Here is a 16,604-nt window from a genome sequence, read left to right as displayed (position 1 = left end):
AGGTGCTGCAATGCGCAAGCTTATACATCTGTGTTATGGCGTTTTAAAACATCAGACTGCCTATCAAAGAGATTATTTATTGGTCGAATAATCTCAAAACCTGATTGACTACCAAGACGGTATCTCAGGTTTTATATCTGCAAAAAAAACAGGCAGCCTGAATGGAGATAAGAATCGCGCTTGGAATGAGGACTAAAGCTTGCGCCAGACCTTGTTTTCATCTTGAAATGAAATGGTGAAATTAAATTCAGTGTCGGCGGTGACCAGATACGCTGTTGGCGTGGTCATCAGAACTTTTAAAATAGTGCCTGTCTCAAAATGGATAGGTGGGCAGTTCTCTTTCTCAAGTACCAGAGGCTGAATAAGTTCAACAGCTTTCACTTCCATCATGATTTCCCTCAAAAATGTATTATGTATCACATATTTATCTTAGCATTGTCTGGTCGGGAATATGGGTTTTATTTGTCAGATTATAAATAAGTAATTGATATTTTAAAAAATAAAGTTAAATTTTTAGTCTAAAAATTGGTATTTTAAGCTCTTGATTTTTTATTGTTTTACTGAAAATAGTCAGGGGGAGTATTGGGGTTTTATATTGCTTTAAATACTGGTCAGCGGAAAAATCGGTACTGAAAAGTACATGCGCTGTCGGGGAAATCTTGTATATTGCTCATGTTGAAGTCATCGCGTGGCGCATTGCACGCTGCAATGTTGTAAACGCTGCTTTTCAACATCTTGAAAAGAATAAAGGAAATAGAACACTGCATGTTTAAGTCATTTTTTCCACATCCGAAATGGTTTTTTAGTTCGCTGTTACTCTGGTTCATTCTTAATCTGGTGCTGTGGTATTCCGGTGGACAAGGCTGGGGCACCCTCATCGGTTTGCCTGAAGGCTATCATGAAGCAGAACTCCCGATTGGGGTTAGCCGTTTCTGGTCACCGGCATTTCTCTGGTTCTATCTCTGGTATTTTCTGGCCACAGCCATTTTTGCAATTTTCTGGCGGATTCAATCGGATAATCCCTGGCAGCGCTGGTCGGTATGGGGCTCATCTTTCATTCTGTTTAATATCTGGTTCTGGGTGCAGGTGAGCGTGGTCATTAACGCCTGGTACAGCCCGTTTTATGACCTGATTCAGCAAATGCTGAGCAATGGCGGCGGTGATGTGAATAACCTCTATGCCGAGATCATGACCTTTTTGTATGTGGCAATTGTGGCGGTGACGGTTTCGGTATTTAACCTGTTCTTTGTCAGCCACTATGTGTTCCGCTGGCGGACGGCAATGAACAATTATTACACCACCTACTGGGACCGCTTACGTCATATTGAAGGGGCATCGCAGCGTATTCAGGAAGATACCATGCGCTTTGCCCGTACCACCGAAGGTCTGGGCGTCAGTCTGATTGAAGCGCTCATTACCCTGATTGCCTTTTTACCGGTTTTGGTAACGCTATCGAGCCATGTGAAAACCCTGCCAATTCTGGGGGAAATTCCTTATGCGCTGGTGTGGGCGGCAATTGGTTGGGCGGTGTTTGGTACCGTACTGCTGATGGTGGTCGGTTATAAACTGCCAGGACTGGAGTTTAACAACCAGAAGGTGGAAGCGGCTTATCGTAAAGAACTGGTCTATGGGGAAGATCATGCCGAGCGTGCCGATCCGCTGACTTTGAAAGAGCTGTTTAGCAAGGTTCGTCTGAACTATTTCCGCCTGTATTTCCATTATGCCTATTTCAACCTGGTACGAATCTGGTACATGCAGCTGGACAATATTTACGGTCTGTTTGTGCTGTTCCCAAGTATTGCTGCTGGAGCGATTACCCTTGGCCTGATGATGCAGATTGGTAACGTGTTCGGTAAGGTACGTGAATCGTTCCAGTATTTAATTGCCTCCTGGCCAACCATTATTGAACTGCTGTCGATTTATAAACGTTTAAAAGCCTTTGAATCGACCCTGGATGATTAAGTCATTCCCAACTGACCCGCTGTTAAGGCGGGTTTTTTAATGATCGGATGAAAGTGTTAAGGCGTTCAGGTTTCGTTGTTAAAACTCTGGATATTTTGCATTTATCAGATGATAGTGCGGGGCAGTAGTAATAAATAAACGAGAAATATCAAGTAAAATCAATTGGCTAGATTTGTTATTTGCGCCTATTTGAGCTATGTTTTGAGTGGGGAAAAATAGAGAATAAAGACGTGAATGTCAAAACCTTCATGATGTTGGCTGGGGTCGGTGTCGTCTTTTCGGGCTGTGTCAGTGTAGAGAGTTTTAGTCCAGATGCCTTGAAGCACTTTGCTTCGCCACAAGAGCTGATTGCGAAAAAAAATCTGAATCAGACCAATGGTTCAGCCAAAGCCTATGTGTATGACTGGGGACCGCAGCGTAAAGAGCTGGCGGCAGAATCGCTGATTCCGCGCAAATATATGGGCAGCTATTGTCAGTCGCAGCAAGGGCATTTAAAACTGGCCTATAAAAGCACGATGTCGATGCTGAAAAATAGCTGGTCCAAAAAACTGTTGGCGACTTATCGCGATGTTAATCAGGGCATTGGTGCCTATCGCTGTGTCAGAAAAAATGGCCCGGACTGGATTGTTTCAATCGAGCCGGTCAGCGAGCGTAAACGCGATGGCCAGGGTGAAGTCCGCATTGTGCATTTACTTACTCAAGTCATGACGGAAGATGAAGCACGGCGTTTTTATCGTTCGGCATCTTCCAGCAGCAAGAAGGCTAATACGAATACCAATCGGAATAATAAAAACACTAAAGCTGTTGCCAAAGAGCCCGAACCAAAAGAAACACCGGAACTTCCAGCCGAGAAAACCCCTGCACCCGTAAAAGCAGCACCTGTGGTGGCTGCAACCCCACAACAGCAGCAGATGAAATATTATGTCGCTGCCCGCCGTGATTTAAACAGCGGCCGCAATGAGTTAAATGCCTGTAACAGCGCACAGCGGGCCTATAATTATGGCCGTTTACAGGGCACCAATGCGCGGAATGTCTATGCTGAATCGGGGATTTTACTGGCGCGTTGCTTAAGCGCTGTGCCGAGTTTTAGTAACCGTTTTTCCCAGCCCAAAGCCCGGGCCAAACGGATTTTACAGGAGCTGGCCAACCAGTATAATCATGCCGGTGCCAAGCGTATGCTCAGGCAAATGAAATAGTCAGTATAAGTAATAAGGAGAAGCACATCACTTCTCCTTTTTTATGCGCGTTACATAGTCATAACAGGTGAGATTGCTGCTTGCATGCTACAAATAGGCTATTTCTGGGATGAGTCGATGTTGGCGAGGTATAACATGATGCAGTTGAGTCTAAAGCAGCTACGAGGATGGAGTCTAGCGATTGCGCTATTGGGTTGCTCACAAGTGAGTACGGCTGGTCCGGCCGTTGATCAGTTGAGTGACTGTCTGGTGAAGTCGACCACGGTAACTGATAAAACTGCGGTATTACAGTGGACCTTTGTTGCGCTATCTGCACATCCGGATTTGAAACACTTGAGTCAGGTAACGCCAGAACAAAAACAGGCTTTAGATCAAAAGCTGGCAACCGTTTTACAACGTATTTTGGTAGAGCAATGTTCAGCTCAGACTAAAGCAGTGATTCAAGCTGAAGGTATACAAGCGGTTGGAGACAGTTTTCAGGAGCTTGGACAGATTACGGGTGAGGAAATTTTAAAGAACCCTGAAGTGAAAGGGCAGTTGCAAGGCGTACTGCGTTATGTGGATTTGAATAAATTGGTCACGACTTTTTTAACCCCAGAGATTTGGAATAAGTTGGGTGTAACGAGGTAGTTCGGCCTTTGAAGATTATGAATAGTGAGAGCGATTTATAAACTGAATCGAAAGCATTAATGTTATAAAAAAAGCCATTAAAAAAGCTCCTTGAATCAAAGGAGCTTTTTTTATTTTTGAATCTAAAGGCTGATAGGTCATCTCATAAAAGATTCACTTGAGGAACAACACAATTAAATCGTCACAGTCGCCCCTAAAGCTTGAATAAACTGTGCCATCCAAGCAGGGTGTGCAGGCCAAGCCGGCGCTGTGATCAAGTGTCCATCAGTTACAGCTTCAGTTACTTCAATGTCTGCGTAAGTTCCGCCTGCAAGTTTCACCTCGGCTGCACAGGCAGGGTAAGCGGAACAAGTACGACCTTTGAGTACATCGGCTGCCGCAAGAATTTGTGCACCATGACAAACTGCTGCAATTGGTTTTTTCGCAGCATCAAACTCACGCACAATCTCAAGGATACGTTCATTCATGCGTAAATATTCGGGCGCACGTCCACCGGGAATGACTAAACCGACATAGTCCGCAGTGTGTACCGCTTCAAAGTTGTAGTTGATGGCAAAGTTATGACCGCGTTTTTCACTATAGGTTTGCTCGCCTTCAAAGTCATGAATAGCTGTAGCGATGCTTTCACCTTCATTTTTATCGGGGCAGACCGCGTGTACGGTATAACCGAGACCTGTTAAAAACTGAAAAGGCACCATGGTTTCATAGTCTTCAGCATAGTCACCGACGAGCATTAAAATTTGTTTTGACATCTTTAAACCCTCTTTATTGTTTGTAGATATTTATGTTCAATTTTGATCTAAAATAGCACAGTTCAGATGTTATCTTTAAGTGGTGGTTTGCTGTCTTTAGTCGTAAAGGTTTTTTGTTTGAAATGGAATACAGGAAGCAAGTAGCTACTAGATAAAACGTGGTGTAGGCGTTACAGCGAATTCTGGTTGAGCAATATTCAGCACAGACCAAAGCCGTGATTCAGGCAGATGGCATTCAAGCGGTTGGCGAGAGTTTTCAGCAGTTGGGGCGCATTACAGGCGAGGAAATTGTAAAGAATACTGAAGTAAAGCAGCAGTTGAATGGTTTGTTGCGTTATGTGGATTTAAACAAGATGGTGACGACGTTTTTGACACCTGAGATTTGGAATAAGTTGGGTGTGGTGAGGTAGTTTTATCTCTTCTAACAGAGAGGGAATCTTCATTACTCTAATTATGACATTTAATTTGTAATGAAAGTTCCTTCTTCTTATGGGATGAGCAACACTGTTGCGCAAGGGGGGATGAGGGGGCATTACAATAAATTAGGATAAAACTTTTCAAATTTTTCATGCGCTGCTTCACCATGTGATAAATAGCCTTTAGGCTGAATATAGCTATAAATTTCTCGTGCAGGCTGTTCATGCCAGCCAATATTAAAAGCACAAAGTTTTGGGAAAAATTGTAGATGGCTATAGTTCAGATTGTTATGAATCAAATAGGCAAGCTGTTGCCAGTTGGATTGGTCTTTTTCATACAGTTCTAAGAATGATGTAATCACAATACATGCCGTTGCCCCATAGCCTTTAGCATCGGGGTAGTCCCAAATATGACTGGCAAAATTTTTCTCGTTGCTTGCGCAGTTATGACCTTTTTCATTGCCGAGTTGGTTGACGCTTGGTGAGCGATAGGCTGAACGAATAGCGATACGCCCAAACTTTTCTTGTAGTGGTTCGAGTAATTGTTGGCAGAGTTCTTTTCCTGTGCGAATGGCAATCTCAGGATGGTCTGGAAAGTTAGGGATACCGTACCAATTGGCGATTTCGCTATAGAGGAAGTCACGCATAAAAAATGACTTTGAAAGTTGGATGCGTCCTAAGTCTTCAAGTTTGGCAATTGAGGATACTTTTTTGATGGATATGTTGTTTTTGATGTAAGGTGTTTGATTGATTGTATGACTAAAGTTTTGAAATTTAAATATTTAACTCTCCCTGTTGGTTTCCATTAATGAGTAATATATAGAAATTTAATTAAAAAACATCATATGGAGAATAAAGTGACATCAGTAGTAATTTGGTTAAATAAAGAGAATGGTAATGATGGAAATATTTGGGGTGTTGCGGATAGTCGTATATCTTATAAAACCGAAAATGGGATTAAACGAAGTCTTGAAATTTTTCCTAAACTTTATGAGTTGGAATTAAGGGTATCTACGCATGTATTGCGGTTGAACTATTCTAAAATTCACAGTTATGGGATGGGTATAGCTGGAAATGTGACTTTATGTATGGCAGTCAAAAATGTAGTTGATTTTCTCTTTGGGCATTTGTCTATTACGCATGAGCATGAAGATAAATCTCCTGATAAGTTGTTAGAGCAATTCACAACAGTAAATCAATTTAATGAGAACCTTAGATCAAGGTTACCTACAATGGAACATGTCATTAATGTAATTCAAAATATTGCAAAGCAAGTTATGTATTCCCATGTGCAAAACACTTGTAATAGACCCGAAAAGTTTGAAATAGCAATATTTGGTTATTGCATAAAAGAAGAGAAATTCAAGGCATTTAATGTGATTCATGAGACATTGAGCGACTTAGAGTTTCAAGCTAAAAAAGATCAAATGGATTGTTTTAATAGCCGTATTGAAAGAATAGTTTTTGATGAAAACTCGGATGATATTCAATATTTATTATTAGGTGATAAAAAAGAACAAATATCTGAATTAATCAATGAAAAAATGAGTAATTTAGATAATTCCAATAAGTTGAAATATTGGAGAATACCAAATGAGGTAATAAGAAGTATTGTAGACGAAGAAAACTATATGGCAACGATTGGAAGTTATGCACAAACTATTACTGTTGACAAACAATTTTGTAGAGTTGGTGGCGCAGCCACTATGAAGACTGGCTTGCAATATTTTGGCTATCGCTTAGGTTGGATGAATGAGGGTGGTAATTACATAATGCCAGTAATTGGTGATTACTACTTTACGCCTAGTGGTTTAGATTTAAGTATTTAAAAGAAAACCCGCTCTAAAGCGGGTTTTTAATCCAAAACTAATTAGTATCAGCCAATCAATTTCTTCATCAATTCATTCACTTGAGCAGGGTTTGCCTTACCACGTGATGCTTTCATCACTTGACCAACCAGACCGTTAAAGGCTTTCTCTTTACCAGATTTATACTCTTCAACCATCTTCTCGTTGGCAGCAAGTACTTCTTTAATGATTGCTTCAATCGCACCTGTATCGGTTTCCTGTTTCAAGCCTTTCTCAGCAATAATCTCGTCCGCAGTTTTGCCTTCGTCCCACATAAAGCCGAACACCTGTTTAGCAATCTTACCGCTAATGGTGTTATCGACAATACGCGCGATCATACCGCCAAGTTTTTCCGCAGATACAGGAGAATCGGCCAAATCTAAGCCTGCTTTATTTAAAGCACCTGAGAATTCACCCATTACCCAGTTTGCCGCAATCTTACCTTGTGCAGCACCGCCAGCAGCTTTCACCACATCTTCGTAAAACTCTGACATTTCACGAGTCAGTGTCAGTACGTGAGCATCATACTCAGTCACACCGAAGTCAGCCACGAAACGCGCACGACGAGCAGCAGGAAGCTCAGGCATTTGCGCTTTAATCGCTTCGATTTGCGCATCTGGAATCACCACAGGCAACAAGTCTGGATCAGGGAAGTAGCGGTAATCATTCGCTTCTTCTTTAGAACGCATTGAACGGGTTTCCATCTTCACAGGGTCGAACAGACGAGTTTCTTGGTCGATAGTGCCGTCCCATTCCAGAATTTCCATTTGACGTTCAATTTCAACATTGATCGCCTGTTCAATGAAACGGAATGAGTTCAAGTTTTTCAATTCACAACGTGTACCGAACGGTTGACCCGGACGACGTAAAGACACGTTACAGTCCGCACGGAACGAACCTTCTGCCATGTTACCGTCAGAGATCCCTAACCAACGCACCAAAGTATGAATCGCTTTAATGTAGGCAACCGCTTCTTCAACAGAGCGCATATCGGGTTCAGATACGATTTCTAGAAGAGGTGTTCCTGCACGGTTTAAGTCGATGCCTGACATGCCTTCGAATTGGTCATGGATCGATTTACCTGCATCTTCCTCTAAATGCGCACGGGTTACGCCAATGCGTTTGGTGGTGCCATCTTCAAGCTGGATGTCGATATGACCCAATCCCACAATCGGGTTGTCCATCTGGCTGATCTGGTAGCCTTTTGGAGAATCCGGGTAGAAGTAGTTTTTACGCGCGAATACAGAAGCCTGATCGATATATGCATCGATCCCCAGACCAAAACGAATCGCAAGATCAACGACTTCTTTGTTTAATACTGGCAATACGCCCGGCATGGCCAAATCTACAAGGCTGGCCTGAGTATTTGGATCATTACCAAACTCGGTTGATGAACCGGAGAAGATTTTAGAGTTGGTCGCAAGCTGGGTGTGAATCTCGATCCCAATGACAACTTCCCAGCCATCAATCAGGTTAGATTTTGGTTTCGCGTTATTCTTCGCCATTATGCGTTCTCCTCAGCAATTGCCGCACGTTGTGTATGCCAATTGGTGGCTTGTTGGTACTGGTGCACCACAGACAACAATTGAGATTCTGACCAGTAATTACCAATCAGCTGTAAGCCAACTGGCAGGTTGTTCTGGTCAAAACCAACAGGGGCATTAATGGCAGGCAGACCGGCCAGGTTCACCGCAAGGGTGTAAATATCACCCAGATACATTTCTACCGGAGTCAGGTCAGCACCCACTTTATAGGCGGTAGTCGGTGCAGATGGCGCAGCAATCACATCCACCTGTTCAAAGGCTTTCAGGAAGTCTTGCTGAATTAAACGACGGACTTTCTGCGCTTTTACATAGTAGGCATCGTAATAACCGGCAGACAGGGCATAGGTACCAATCAGGATACGGCGCTGTACTTCAGCACCGAAACCTTCTGAACGAGAACGTTTGTACAGGTCCAGAATATCTTTTGGATCTTCACAGCGATAGCCATAACGTACGCCGTCATAACGTGACAGGTTAGAAGATGCTTCTGCTGGTGCAATCAGGTAATAGGTTGGTACATAGGCTTCCGTCATGTTGAGATCAACCTCAACCAGAATGGCACCCATCTCTTCTAATTTTTTCAGCGATTCTTCAACGCGCGCTTTTACATCTGTGGCCAGACCGGCAACATTAAAGTACTGTTTTGGAATGCCAATACGTAAACCTTTTAACGATGTACCGTTTAGATTTGCCACGTAATCATCGACATCTTTCTCGACTGACGTTGAGTCTTTGGCATCATGACCCGCCATCACGTTCATCAGATACGCACAGTCTTCCGCAGAACGTGCCATTGGACCGCCTTGGTCCAGTGATGATGCATAAGCGATCATACCGAAACGCGATACACGGCCATAGGTTGGTTTCAAACCGGTCAAGCCACAGAAAGAAGCTGGCTGACGAATCGAACCACCGGTATCGGTACCAGTTGCAAATGGCGCCAGATCAGCCGCGACCACCGCAGCCGAACCACCTGAAGAACCACCCGGTACACGATCCAGTGCCCACGGGTTTTTGGTTGCGCCAAAGTATGAGCTTTCCGAGGTCGAACCCATTGCGAATTCGTCCATGTTCACTTTACCTAAAGTGACTAAGCCAGCAGTTTTACCTTTGGCAACCACCGTAGCATCGTAAGGTGAAATAAAATTATCCAGCATTTTAGAACCAGCGGTGGTTTTAATGCCTTGGGTACAGAAAATATCTTTATGCGCAATAGGCACACCGGTCAGCACACCAGCGCCGCCAGCTTGACGCAACGCATCGGCAGCATCGGCTTGGGCCAGCGCCTGTTCCGCAGTTACGGTGACATAGGCATTGACCTGGGCATCAATTTTTTCGATGCGTTTTAAATAATGTTCGGTCAATTCGCGAGCAGAGAATTTTGCATTGGCTAAACCCTCAGTCAGTTCACGAATGGATAAGCGATGTAAATCTGTCATGAGAAATATTCTTTACCTGAATTCAACAAAAAGATGAGCGCTGAAAAAATTATTCAATTACGCGTGGTACCAGATACAAACCGTCCTGCACGGCAGGTGCAACGGCCTGATATTCCTCACGATGGTTATCTTCAGACACCACATCTTCACGTAGCGGTTGAGGGTGGTCAAATGGGCTTTTGAGTGGCTCAACGCCATCGGTATCGATGCCTTTTAAGGTTTCCATCATGCCTAAAATTTTATTTAGACTTTGAGCATATTCAGCAGATTGCGTATCATTGAGCGACAACCGAGCAAGATTGGCGATTGCTGAAACTGTTTGTGCATTTAAATCTGCAGAATGCTGTGCATCCGATGTAGACATAACATCACCTAATCAGTATTAAAAATTTTCAAAATATCGTGCGTTATAATAAGCGATTGACTTGTCCAAAGCATCACATTTAGTTAAAGTTGCCAACTTGCGTCCACATAAAGTTTAATCGAGAACGACTCCGTGATTCTAAAACGACTAATTGGCTTGTTTTCACCAGATCTAGCCATTGATTTAGGTACAGCAAATACACTTATTTATGCGCCAGGACGAGGCATTATATTAAATGAACCGACGGTTGTGGCAATTCGTCACAGCGGTTCACAGAAAATCGTTGCCGCAGTCGGTCTGGATGCTAAACAGATGCTGGGTCGTACACCTGCCAATATTTCTGCCATTCGTCCAATGAAAGACGGCGTCATTGCCGACTTTGAAGTGACTGAAACCATGCTGAACCAGTTCATCAGTAAAGTGCATGAAAAGCGCCTGTTTCCGCCTGCACCGCGCGTGGTGGTGTGTGTGCCATGCAAATCGACGCTGGTTGAACGTCGCGCCATTCGTGAGGCAGTGTTTAATGCCGGTGCGCGTGATGTCCGTTTAATTGAAGAACCGATGGCTGCAGCAATTGGTGCCGGTATGCCGGTTGAGCAGGCGTGTGGTTCGATGGTGGTCGATGTGGGCGGTGGTACAACTGAAATTGCGATTATTTCGCTACAAGGTTGTGTCTATGCAGATTCACTGCGTATTGGGGGCGATGTGTTTGATGAGCAGATCATCAACTATGTCCGTAAAGCGCATGGCTGTGTGATTGGTGAAACCACAGCAGAAACCATCAAGAAAGAAGTGGGCATGGCAGTTCCGGAAGAAGGTGCGAAGCCTCTGGAAATTGAAGTACGTGGCCGTAACCTGGCCGAAGGGGTGCCACGTGCCATTACCGTGACTTCTGATGAAATTACTCAGGCGATTTCTGACCCGTTACAAAATATTGTGTCCGCAGTAAAATCGGCGCTGGAACAAACACCACCAGAATTATCTTCCGATATCGCCGAGCGCGGTATTGTCCTGACCGGCGGTGGTGCCTTGCTGCGTAATCTGGACAAGCTGCTGGCCAAAGAAACCGGCTTGCCAGTGGTTGTGGCTGAAGAACCTTTAACCTGTGTCACCCGTGGTGGTGGCAAGGTACTGGAATTCTTTGATAATCCAAACCATGACATGTTATTTGTAGGCTAATCAAAAGGACCCGGCGGTGCAATCACATCTGTTTTCCAGACAACCGCCATCTTTTCGCTCCTTTATTATTGCGGTCATTACATGCCTGGTGGTGCTGTTTTTTAACTGGCGCATGCCGCATGTAATTCAACCGGCAAGGGATCTCTTGTACGCGGCATATAATCCGATTTATGCGCTGGCAAGTTATCCGGTGTTGTCGCGAGAATGGCTAAGTCAACAAAGTAAATCTGAAGCCCAGCTGCGTCGTGAAAATACCGCGATGCAGGCTGAGCTGCTTCAGGCACAGGTACGCCTGCAAAAACTCTCCGAACTGTCTGCCGAAAATACCCGTTTACGTGGCCTGCTCGATACGCCACTGATCATTGACGGACGCATGGAAATTGCCGAAGTGATTGGGACCGATGCCGATCCGCTACGACATATTATTGTGATTAACCGCGGCGCCAACCGTCAGCTCAAAGTCGGGCAAACCGTGCTGGATGATCGCGGTATTATGGGCCAGATTGTTGATGTCTATCCGCACAGTAGCCGGGTGATGCTGCTGTCTGATAAAGAACATTCGCTGTCGGTACGTCTGGAACATACCGGTATGCGCGCGATTGTTTCGGGTACGGGTGACTTAGGTCGTTTAAAAATGGAATATGTGCCGACCAGCGCCAATATCAAAGTCGGTGAAAAAGTCTATAGCTCCGGACTCGGTGAACATTTCCCGGCAGGTTATCTGGTCGGAACTATTTCCAAGGTCAGCCGGCATAACTCGGGCGAGTTTGCGCAAATTGATGTGATTCCTGCTGCACAGCTGGCCGGTGGACATCATGTGGTAGTGTTATTCTCTGAATCCTTATCACGGGAGCAGCCACATGCCAATCGCTAAAATGGGCCAGCGCAAACCCAAAGATCCTTTATTCCCGATTATTTTTTCGGTCATTATTGCCTCGGTGCTGCTGGTTTATCCCTTGTCTTATGGCTTATCGGGCTGGCGTCCGGTATTTATGATGATGGTAATGCTGTTCTGGGTCATGAGCCAGCCGACCTGGTGCGGCGTCTGGTTTGCCTTTGGCACCGGCCTGTTTACAGATTTGCTGCTGGATGCACCGCTGGGCATGAATGCCTTAAGTTTTGTATTAATTACCTTCGTGGCGCGCTTTTTAACCCGCGAACGTCGGGTGATGACTTTTGCCAATTTATGGGTGATTGCCAGTATTGCCATTGTGGTCCATCTGGCGCTGATCTGGCTGTTACAGGTTATGGCCGGTATTGAATTTCCATTTGCCCGTCACTGGCAACCGGTGCTGTCCAGCATTCTGGTCTGGCCGGTGCTGTATTATCTGCTACGAAAATGGCGCAGCGTATAATTCTGGCCTCCAGCTCACCTCGACGCCGTGAGCTGCTTGAACAGTTGGGGCTGCAATTTGAGATTTACAGCCCGGACATCGACGAGTCTATTTTGCCAGATGAGCCAGTTGAGCAGTATGTTGAGCGGCTGGCCTGTGCCAAAGCTGATGCTGTGTTGGCACGTTTTCCAGAGGCGATTGTGATTGCCGCTGATACCAGTTTGGGCATTGATGGGCAGATTTTAGGAAAACCAGAATCCAAGGCGCATGCCTTTGCCATGTGGCAGCAGATTTCCGGTCGAAAACATGATGTATTTTCAGGTGTTTGCGTACGCACAAAAGCAGAAAAATACAGTATAGTGGTACGTACCCAGGTTGAATTTCAAGCGCTGAGCCTGAGTGACATGGAGTGTTATTGGGCCAGTGGAGAGCCGGTGGGCAAGGCGGGAGCCTATGCCATACAGGGCATTGCAGCACGTTATATCCCGCGTATTGAAGGCAGTTATAGCAACGTGGTGGGATTGCCGCTGCATGAAACCGTACAGTTATTACAGACAGTTAAGGCACTAAATTAACTGCTGCTACAAGAATTTTTATAAGGCTTTGAGTTGTATTATGTCTGACGAGTTGTTGATTAACGTCACGCCTATGGAATGTCGTGTCGCGTTAATTCAAAACGGCACGGTCAATGAATTATTTGTTGAACGTACCGCCAAACGTGGTTTAGTAGGAAATATTTATAAAGGCAAAGTGGTACGGGTGCTGCCAGGCATGCAGGCCGCCTTTGTCGATATTGGGTTGTCACGTACCGCTTTTTTACACATCAATGACATGGTCTGGCCACGCAGCCAGCCGACCCCGAATGTTTTCGAGCTGTTACAGCCGGGGCAAATCCTTACCGTGCAGGTCATGAAAGACATGCTCGGTACCAAAGGTGCGCGCCTGTCGACCGATCTGTCAATTCCTTCGCGTTATCTGGTATTGATGCCATTTGGCAGTCATATTGGCGTATCACAGCGGATTGAATCGGATGAAGAGCGTGACCGTTTACGCTCGATGATTGAACGGATTCAGAAACAGCATAAACTGCCGGGCTCGGTGATTGTCCGTACCGCCGCAGAAGGGGTGGAAGAGGCCGCCATTGCCCAGGATATGGCCTATCTGGCCAAGCTGTGGGAGCATATTCAGCGTAAACAGAAAATTATTGCGGTGCCGTCTTTAATTTTTGAAGAGCTACCTTTACCGCAGCGTGTGATTCGCGATCTGGCCAATGAAGAAACTGCCAAAATCTATGTCGATTCACGTGAAATCTATGCCAAGCTGAAAGACTTTGTCGATGAGTTTGTGCCGAATATGCAAAACCGCTTGTTGCATTATCCGGGCGAACGGCCGCTGTTCGATTTATACAATGTCGAAGAAGATATTCAGAAGGCGCTTCAAACCCGCGTCGCGCTGAAATCGGGTGGCTATCTGATGATTGATCAGACCGAAGCCATGACCACCATTGATATCAATACCGGTTCTTATGTCGGCGGGCGTAGTCTGGAAGACACGGTCTTTAAAACCAATATGGAAGCCACACAGGTGATTGCACGTCAGTTGCGACTGCGTAATCTGGGCGGGATTATCATCATTGATTTTATTGACATGCAGGAAGCACAGCATCGTGAAGAAGTGATGGGCCAGTTCGAGAAAATGCTGGAACGCGATCATGCTAAAACCAAAATTACCCAGGTGTCTGAACTGGGTCTGGTGGAAATGACCCGTAAGCGTACCCGTGAATCTCTGGAACATTTGCTGTGTGAGTCTTGTCCAACCTGTCAGGGCCGCGGTTATGTGAAAACAGCCGAGTCAGTGTGTTACGAGATTTTTCGAGAAATTATGCGCTATGCACGTGCCTTTGAATCTCAGCGTGGCTTTACTGTCGTTGCCCATCCATCGGTGATTGACCGGCTGTTAACCGCAGAAGCACCAGCCGTCGCGGATCTGGAGCATTTCGTGAATCGTGTCATAAAATTCCAGGTTGAAAATTTATACACGCAAGAGCAATACGATATCATTTTAAGTTGAAATTGTAACAGGATATCGCTAAACAGTTGTTACATCTGAAATTTTACTTTTTTAGGTAGATTCACAATACTAAGCATACACCAAAGCCAAAGCCGTAATCTCCCTTACGGTTTCAGCAAAATGAGGTCTATCATGGGTATGAGCGAAGTCGTGATTAATAAAAGTCTTAAAGTTTTAGAACCAAAAACTGTACACAGTGCGGCGTATATCGTAGATGAGCAAGGTAAAGAAGTACAAATTACCACCGCCATGATTCGCACCGTCTGTCAGCAATTATTAAAACAATGTCGAACCATTAAAAGTTAAGGGGCCTTTTGAAAGCCCCTTAATTTTTTCTCTTATCATTACAATTTTAAAAAAGAGATTCATACTTTTCGTCTGAATCTCGATATTCTTCCGGCCTGGGCCGAGTCTTTCAACTGACTTTTTGTTCCACCTCGTCCAAGGTCACATCTACCGTTTCAATAATCCGTTCAAAATGCTGAATTTCATCTTCCAGATGCTGTAATAGGTTCTGCATTTTTGGCAGGGCATTGCGGCAGGCTGTTAAACCGACTTCCAGCTTGTCCTGATAACTGGTCATGGTGATGTTCAGCGCCTGACCATCCAGCACAATTGAAGCCGGATACAGCGCTTCGAGTTTGGCACCATTCCAGTACAGCGCTTCACGCGGTCCCGGCACATTGGAAATGACCAGGTTAAAGGCCTGACGTTTTGGCATTAAACCAGACACAATGTTTAGGCCGGCGGCGCTATAAACAAAGGCGCTATAGTTCAGAATCTGGTTGGCATTCATGCGTTTAAAGCGTTCTTTGGCATTTAGTACGCTGCGGCGAATAATGCTGAGACGTTCCAGCGGATTGTCCTTGTGCGTCGCCAGGTTGGCCAGAATCATGGTAATCCGGTTGGATACATCAGAATCATCGCTCCGGACTGACGCGGGTACCATGGCAATTAGTGGTTTTCTTGGCAGGGCATTCTGGCTGAGTAAATATTCACGTAAGGCACCTGAACAGATGGCCAGCACAATGTCATTAATCGTCACGCCTAGGGCCTTGGCAATTTTATGCAGACGGGCAAACTCATAGGACTGTGCAGCAAAGCGGCGTGAGGAACTAACGCGCTGATTCAGGATTGAACTTGGTGCCTGGAAGCTGGATACATAATCCGGATTACGGCCCATATCTTTCATTACGGTTTGTGATAACTCGTACATGACTCGTGGCGTGGCTTCCAGTTGGCTTTTCAGGCCTGCCGCAATATTCTTGAAGCGGCTGGCTTTCGGCTCTTTCAGGCGTTTGGCGCGACGGCCTTCTACACACCAAGGCGGTACAATACTTTTGGCATCTGGATCGTGTGAGAGCGATTTTTCCAGTAAGCGCATGCCGGCAATGCCATCAACCATAGCATGATGGATTTTGAAGTACATGGCAAAGCGGTTGCCTTCAATCCCTTCAATAATATGACAGGTCCACAGCGGTTTGGCGCGGTCAATCAGCGCGCTGTGTTCTTGAGAAATATAGGTCAGTAATTCACGGATTCGTCCCGGATGAGGCAGGGCGATATGACGGAAATGATGGTCCAGATCAAATTCAGGATCTTCATCCCAGAATAGTCCATTTAATTTATTGTTAAATGGTGGAATCGGCATCGATTGAGAATTACGGATGTCTTCGACCAGATCTTGAATAAAGGTTTCAGGTGCGTTCTCTGGAATCTGAAATAGGAATAACCCCCCAACATGCATTGGTTGCTGGCGTTTTTCTAAAGACAGAAAGATAAAATCAATCGGATGTAATGGACGCATAGCGTTAATTGCCTCACTGCAATATGACCGACCCTCATTGGAACGGCTTTTTAGAATTATAGGT

At 45.1% G+C, this 16,604-nt stretch carries 17 protein-coding genes and 1 pseudogene; 11 read left to right on the top strand and 7 right to left on the bottom strand.

The features are described 5' to 3' along the window. Nucleotides 1-192: 192 nt before the first annotated feature. Nucleotides 193-390 (bottom strand): hypothetical protein, encoded by a 198-nt coding sequence (locus FTU54_RS10515; protein ID WP_005179730.1) that lies wholly within the window; start codon nt 388-390, stop codon nt 193-195. 375 nt (nt 391-765) lie between these two features. Between FTU54_RS10515 and sbmA the strand changes: the two genes are divergently transcribed. The 3 genes from sbmA (at nt 766) to FTU54_RS10500 (ending at nt 3,788) form a co-directional block, all read left to right on the top strand. Next, nucleotides 766-1,962, top strand: coding sequence for a peptide antibiotic transporter SbmA (gene sbmA / locus FTU54_RS10510; RefSeq protein ID WP_168414451.1), 1,197 nt, complete (start codon nt 766-768; stop codon nt 1,960-1,962). Between the two features lie 230 nt (nt 1,963-2,192). Next, the gene (locus FTU54_RS10505) at nt 2,193-3,158 is read left to right on the top strand and encodes a hypothetical protein (protein ID WP_180074737.1); all 966 of its coding nucleotides are present in this window, start codon (nt 2,193-2,195) and stop codon (nt 3,156-3,158) included. 135 nt (nt 3,159-3,293) lie between these two features. Beyond that, on the top strand, nt 3,294-3,788 hold the full coding sequence (locus FTU54_RS10500) for a hypothetical protein (protein ID WP_180074736.1): 495 nt from the start codon (nt 3,294-3,296) through the stop codon (nt 3,786-3,788). A gap of 173 nt (nt 3,789-3,961) precedes the next feature. Here the strand turns inward: FTU54_RS10500 and FTU54_RS10495 are convergent, their stop codons facing one another. Then, nucleotides 3,962-4,540 (bottom strand): DJ-1/PfpI family protein, encoded by a 579-nt coding sequence (locus tag FTU54_RS10495; RefSeq protein WP_005399998.1) that lies wholly within the window; start codon nt 4,538-4,540, stop codon nt 3,962-3,964. Nucleotides 4,541-4,710: 170 nt separating this feature from the next. On the opposite strand from FTU54_RS10495, the pseudogene FTU54_RS10490 reads away from it, so the two are divergent. After that, nucleotides 4,711-4,950 (top strand): annotated as a pseudogene (locus FTU54_RS10490) (hypothetical protein); the annotation flags it as partial. A 122-nt stretch (nt 4,951-5,072) separates the two neighbouring features. On the opposite strand, the gene FTU54_RS10485 reads toward FTU54_RS10490, so the two are convergent. Next, nucleotides 5,073-5,678 (bottom strand): hypothetical protein, encoded by a 606-nt coding sequence (locus FTU54_RS10485; RefSeq protein WP_180074738.1) that lies wholly within the window; start codon nt 5,676-5,678, stop codon nt 5,073-5,075. A gap of 135 nt (nt 5,679-5,813) precedes the next feature. On the opposite strand from FTU54_RS10485, the gene FTU54_RS10480 reads away from it, so the two are divergent. Next, nucleotides 5,814-6,785 carry a hypothetical protein gene (locus FTU54_RS10480; protein ID WP_180074735.1) on the top strand — a complete coding sequence of 324 codons (972 nt, stop codon included), beginning with the start codon at nt 5,814-5,816 and terminating at the stop codon, nt 6,783-6,785. Nucleotides 6,786-6,832: 47 nt separating this feature from the next. Here FTU54_RS10480 and gatB read toward each other — a convergent pair whose 3' ends face one another. From gatB to gatC, 3 genes are read right to left on the bottom strand one after another with little or no spacing between them, the layout of a single operon-like run. After that, on the bottom strand, nt 6,833-8,308 hold the full coding sequence (gatB, locus tag FTU54_RS10475) for an Asp-tRNA(Asn)/Glu-tRNA(Gln) amidotransferase subunit GatB (protein ID WP_180074734.1): 1,476 nt from the start codon (nt 8,306-8,308) through the stop codon (nt 6,833-6,835). Then, on the bottom strand, nt 8,308-9,786 hold the full coding sequence (gene gatA / locus FTU54_RS10470) for an Asp-tRNA(Asn)/Glu-tRNA(Gln) amidotransferase subunit GatA (RefSeq protein WP_180074733.1): 1,479 nt from the start codon (nt 9,784-9,786) through the stop codon (nt 8,308-8,310). The genes gatB and gatA overlap by 1 nt, the downstream gene beginning before the upstream one ends. 49 nt (nt 9,787-9,835) lie before the next feature. After that, nucleotides 9,836-10,150, bottom strand: a complete 315-nt coding sequence (gene gatC, locus FTU54_RS10465) for an Asp-tRNA(Asn)/Glu-tRNA(Gln) amidotransferase subunit GatC (protein ID WP_005179709.1) — start codon at nt 10,148-10,150, stop codon at nt 9,836-9,838. A gap of 132 nt (nt 10,151-10,282) precedes the next feature. On the opposite strand from gatC, the gene FTU54_RS10460 reads away from it, so the two are divergent. From FTU54_RS10460 to FTU54_RS10435, 6 genes are all read left to right on the top strand, one after another. Next, nucleotides 10,283-11,329, top strand: a complete 1,047-nt coding sequence (locus FTU54_RS10460) for a rod shape-determining protein (protein ID WP_005179708.1) — start codon at nt 10,283-10,285, stop codon at nt 11,327-11,329. 16 nt (nt 11,330-11,345) lie between these two features. Further along, entirely contained in the window at nt 11,346-12,203 is an 858-nt protein-coding gene (gene mreC, locus FTU54_RS10455) for a rod shape-determining protein MreC (protein ID WP_005179707.1), read from the top strand. Then, nucleotides 12,190-12,684, top strand: coding sequence for a rod shape-determining protein MreD (mreD, locus tag FTU54_RS10450; RefSeq protein WP_168382557.1), 495 nt, complete (start codon nt 12,190-12,192; stop codon nt 12,682-12,684). Before mreC ends, mreD begins: the two co-directional genes overlap by 14 nt. Beyond that, nucleotides 12,669-13,238 carry a Maf family nucleotide pyrophosphatase gene (locus tag FTU54_RS10445; protein ID WP_180074732.1) on the top strand — a complete coding sequence of 190 codons (570 nt, stop codon included), beginning with the start codon at nt 12,669-12,671 and terminating at the stop codon, nt 13,236-13,238. The genes mreD and FTU54_RS10445 overlap by 16 nt, the downstream gene beginning before the upstream one ends. A gap of 40 nt (nt 13,239-13,278) precedes the next feature. Beyond that, a complete protein-coding gene (rng, locus tag FTU54_RS10440; protein WP_075168139.1) occupies nt 13,279-14,733 on the top strand; it encodes a ribonuclease G in 1,455 nt (484 codons plus the stop codon). A 132-nt stretch (nt 14,734-14,865) separates the two neighbouring features. Beyond that, nucleotides 14,866-15,039, top strand: a complete 174-nt coding sequence (locus FTU54_RS10435; protein WP_005179698.1) for a PA1571 family protein — start codon at nt 14,866-14,868, stop codon at nt 15,037-15,039. A 109-nt stretch (nt 15,040-15,148) separates the two neighbouring features. Here the strand turns inward: FTU54_RS10435 and FTU54_RS10430 are convergent, their stop codons facing one another. Beyond that, complete coding sequence (locus FTU54_RS10430) at nt 15,149-16,540, bottom strand: wax ester/triacylglycerol synthase family O-acyltransferase (RefSeq protein WP_180074731.1); 1,392 nt, start codon at nt 16,538-16,540, stop codon at nt 15,149-15,151. Nucleotides 16,541-16,604: the final 64 nt, after the last annotated feature.

This window comes from Acinetobacter sp. YH12116 (assembly GCF_013418895.1).
Taxonomy (GTDB): domain Bacteria; phylum Pseudomonadota; class Gammaproteobacteria; order Pseudomonadales; family Moraxellaceae; genus Acinetobacter; species Acinetobacter indicus.
Note: the sequence above shows the minus strand (reverse complement) of the source record. Positions and strands in the feature narration are given on the sequence as shown.

Bases quoted from the DNA above. Each gene is read 5' to 3' on its own strand.
- FTU54_RS10430 (WP_180074731.1), bottom strand. From the start codon at position 16,540: ATGCGTCCATTACATCCGATTGATTTTATCTTTCTGTCTTTAGAAAAA.
- sbmA (WP_168414451.1), top strand. From the start codon at position 766: ATGTTTAAGTCATTTTTTCCACATCCGAAATGGTTTTTTAGTTCGCTG.
- gatA (WP_180074733.1), bottom strand. From the start codon at position 9,786: ATGACAGATTTACATCGCTTATCCATTCGTGAACTGACTGAGGGTTTA.
- FTU54_RS10500 (WP_180074736.1), top strand. From the start codon at position 3,294: ATGATGCAGTTGAGTCTAAAGCAGCTACGAGGATGGAGTCTAGCGATT.
- gatC (WP_005179709.1), bottom strand. From the start codon at position 10,150: ATGTCTACATCGGATGCACAGCATTCTGCAGATTTAAATGCACAAACA.
- FTU54_RS10495 (WP_005399998.1), bottom strand. From the start codon at position 4,540: ATGTCAAAACAAATTTTAATGCTCGTCGGTGACTATGCTGAAGACTAT.
- gatB (WP_180074734.1), bottom strand. From the start codon at position 8,308: ATGGCGAAGAATAACGCGAAACCAAAATCTAACCTGATTGATGGCTGG.
- FTU54_RS10445 (WP_180074732.1), top strand. From the start codon at position 12,669: ATGGCGCAGCGTATAATTCTGGCCTCCAGCTCACCTCGACGCCGTGAG.
- FTU54_RS10515 (WP_005179730.1), bottom strand. From the start codon at position 390: ATGATGGAAGTGAAAGCTGTTGAACTTATTCAGCCTCTGGTACTTGAG.
- FTU54_RS10435 (WP_005179698.1), top strand. From the start codon at position 14,866: ATGGGTATGAGCGAAGTCGTGATTAATAAAAGTCTTAAAGTTTTAGAA.
- rng (WP_075168139.1), top strand. From the start codon at position 13,279: ATGTCTGACGAGTTGTTGATTAACGTCACGCCTATGGAATGTCGTGTC.
- mreD (WP_168382557.1), top strand. From the start codon at position 12,190: ATGCCAATCGCTAAAATGGGCCAGCGCAAACCCAAAGATCCTTTATTC.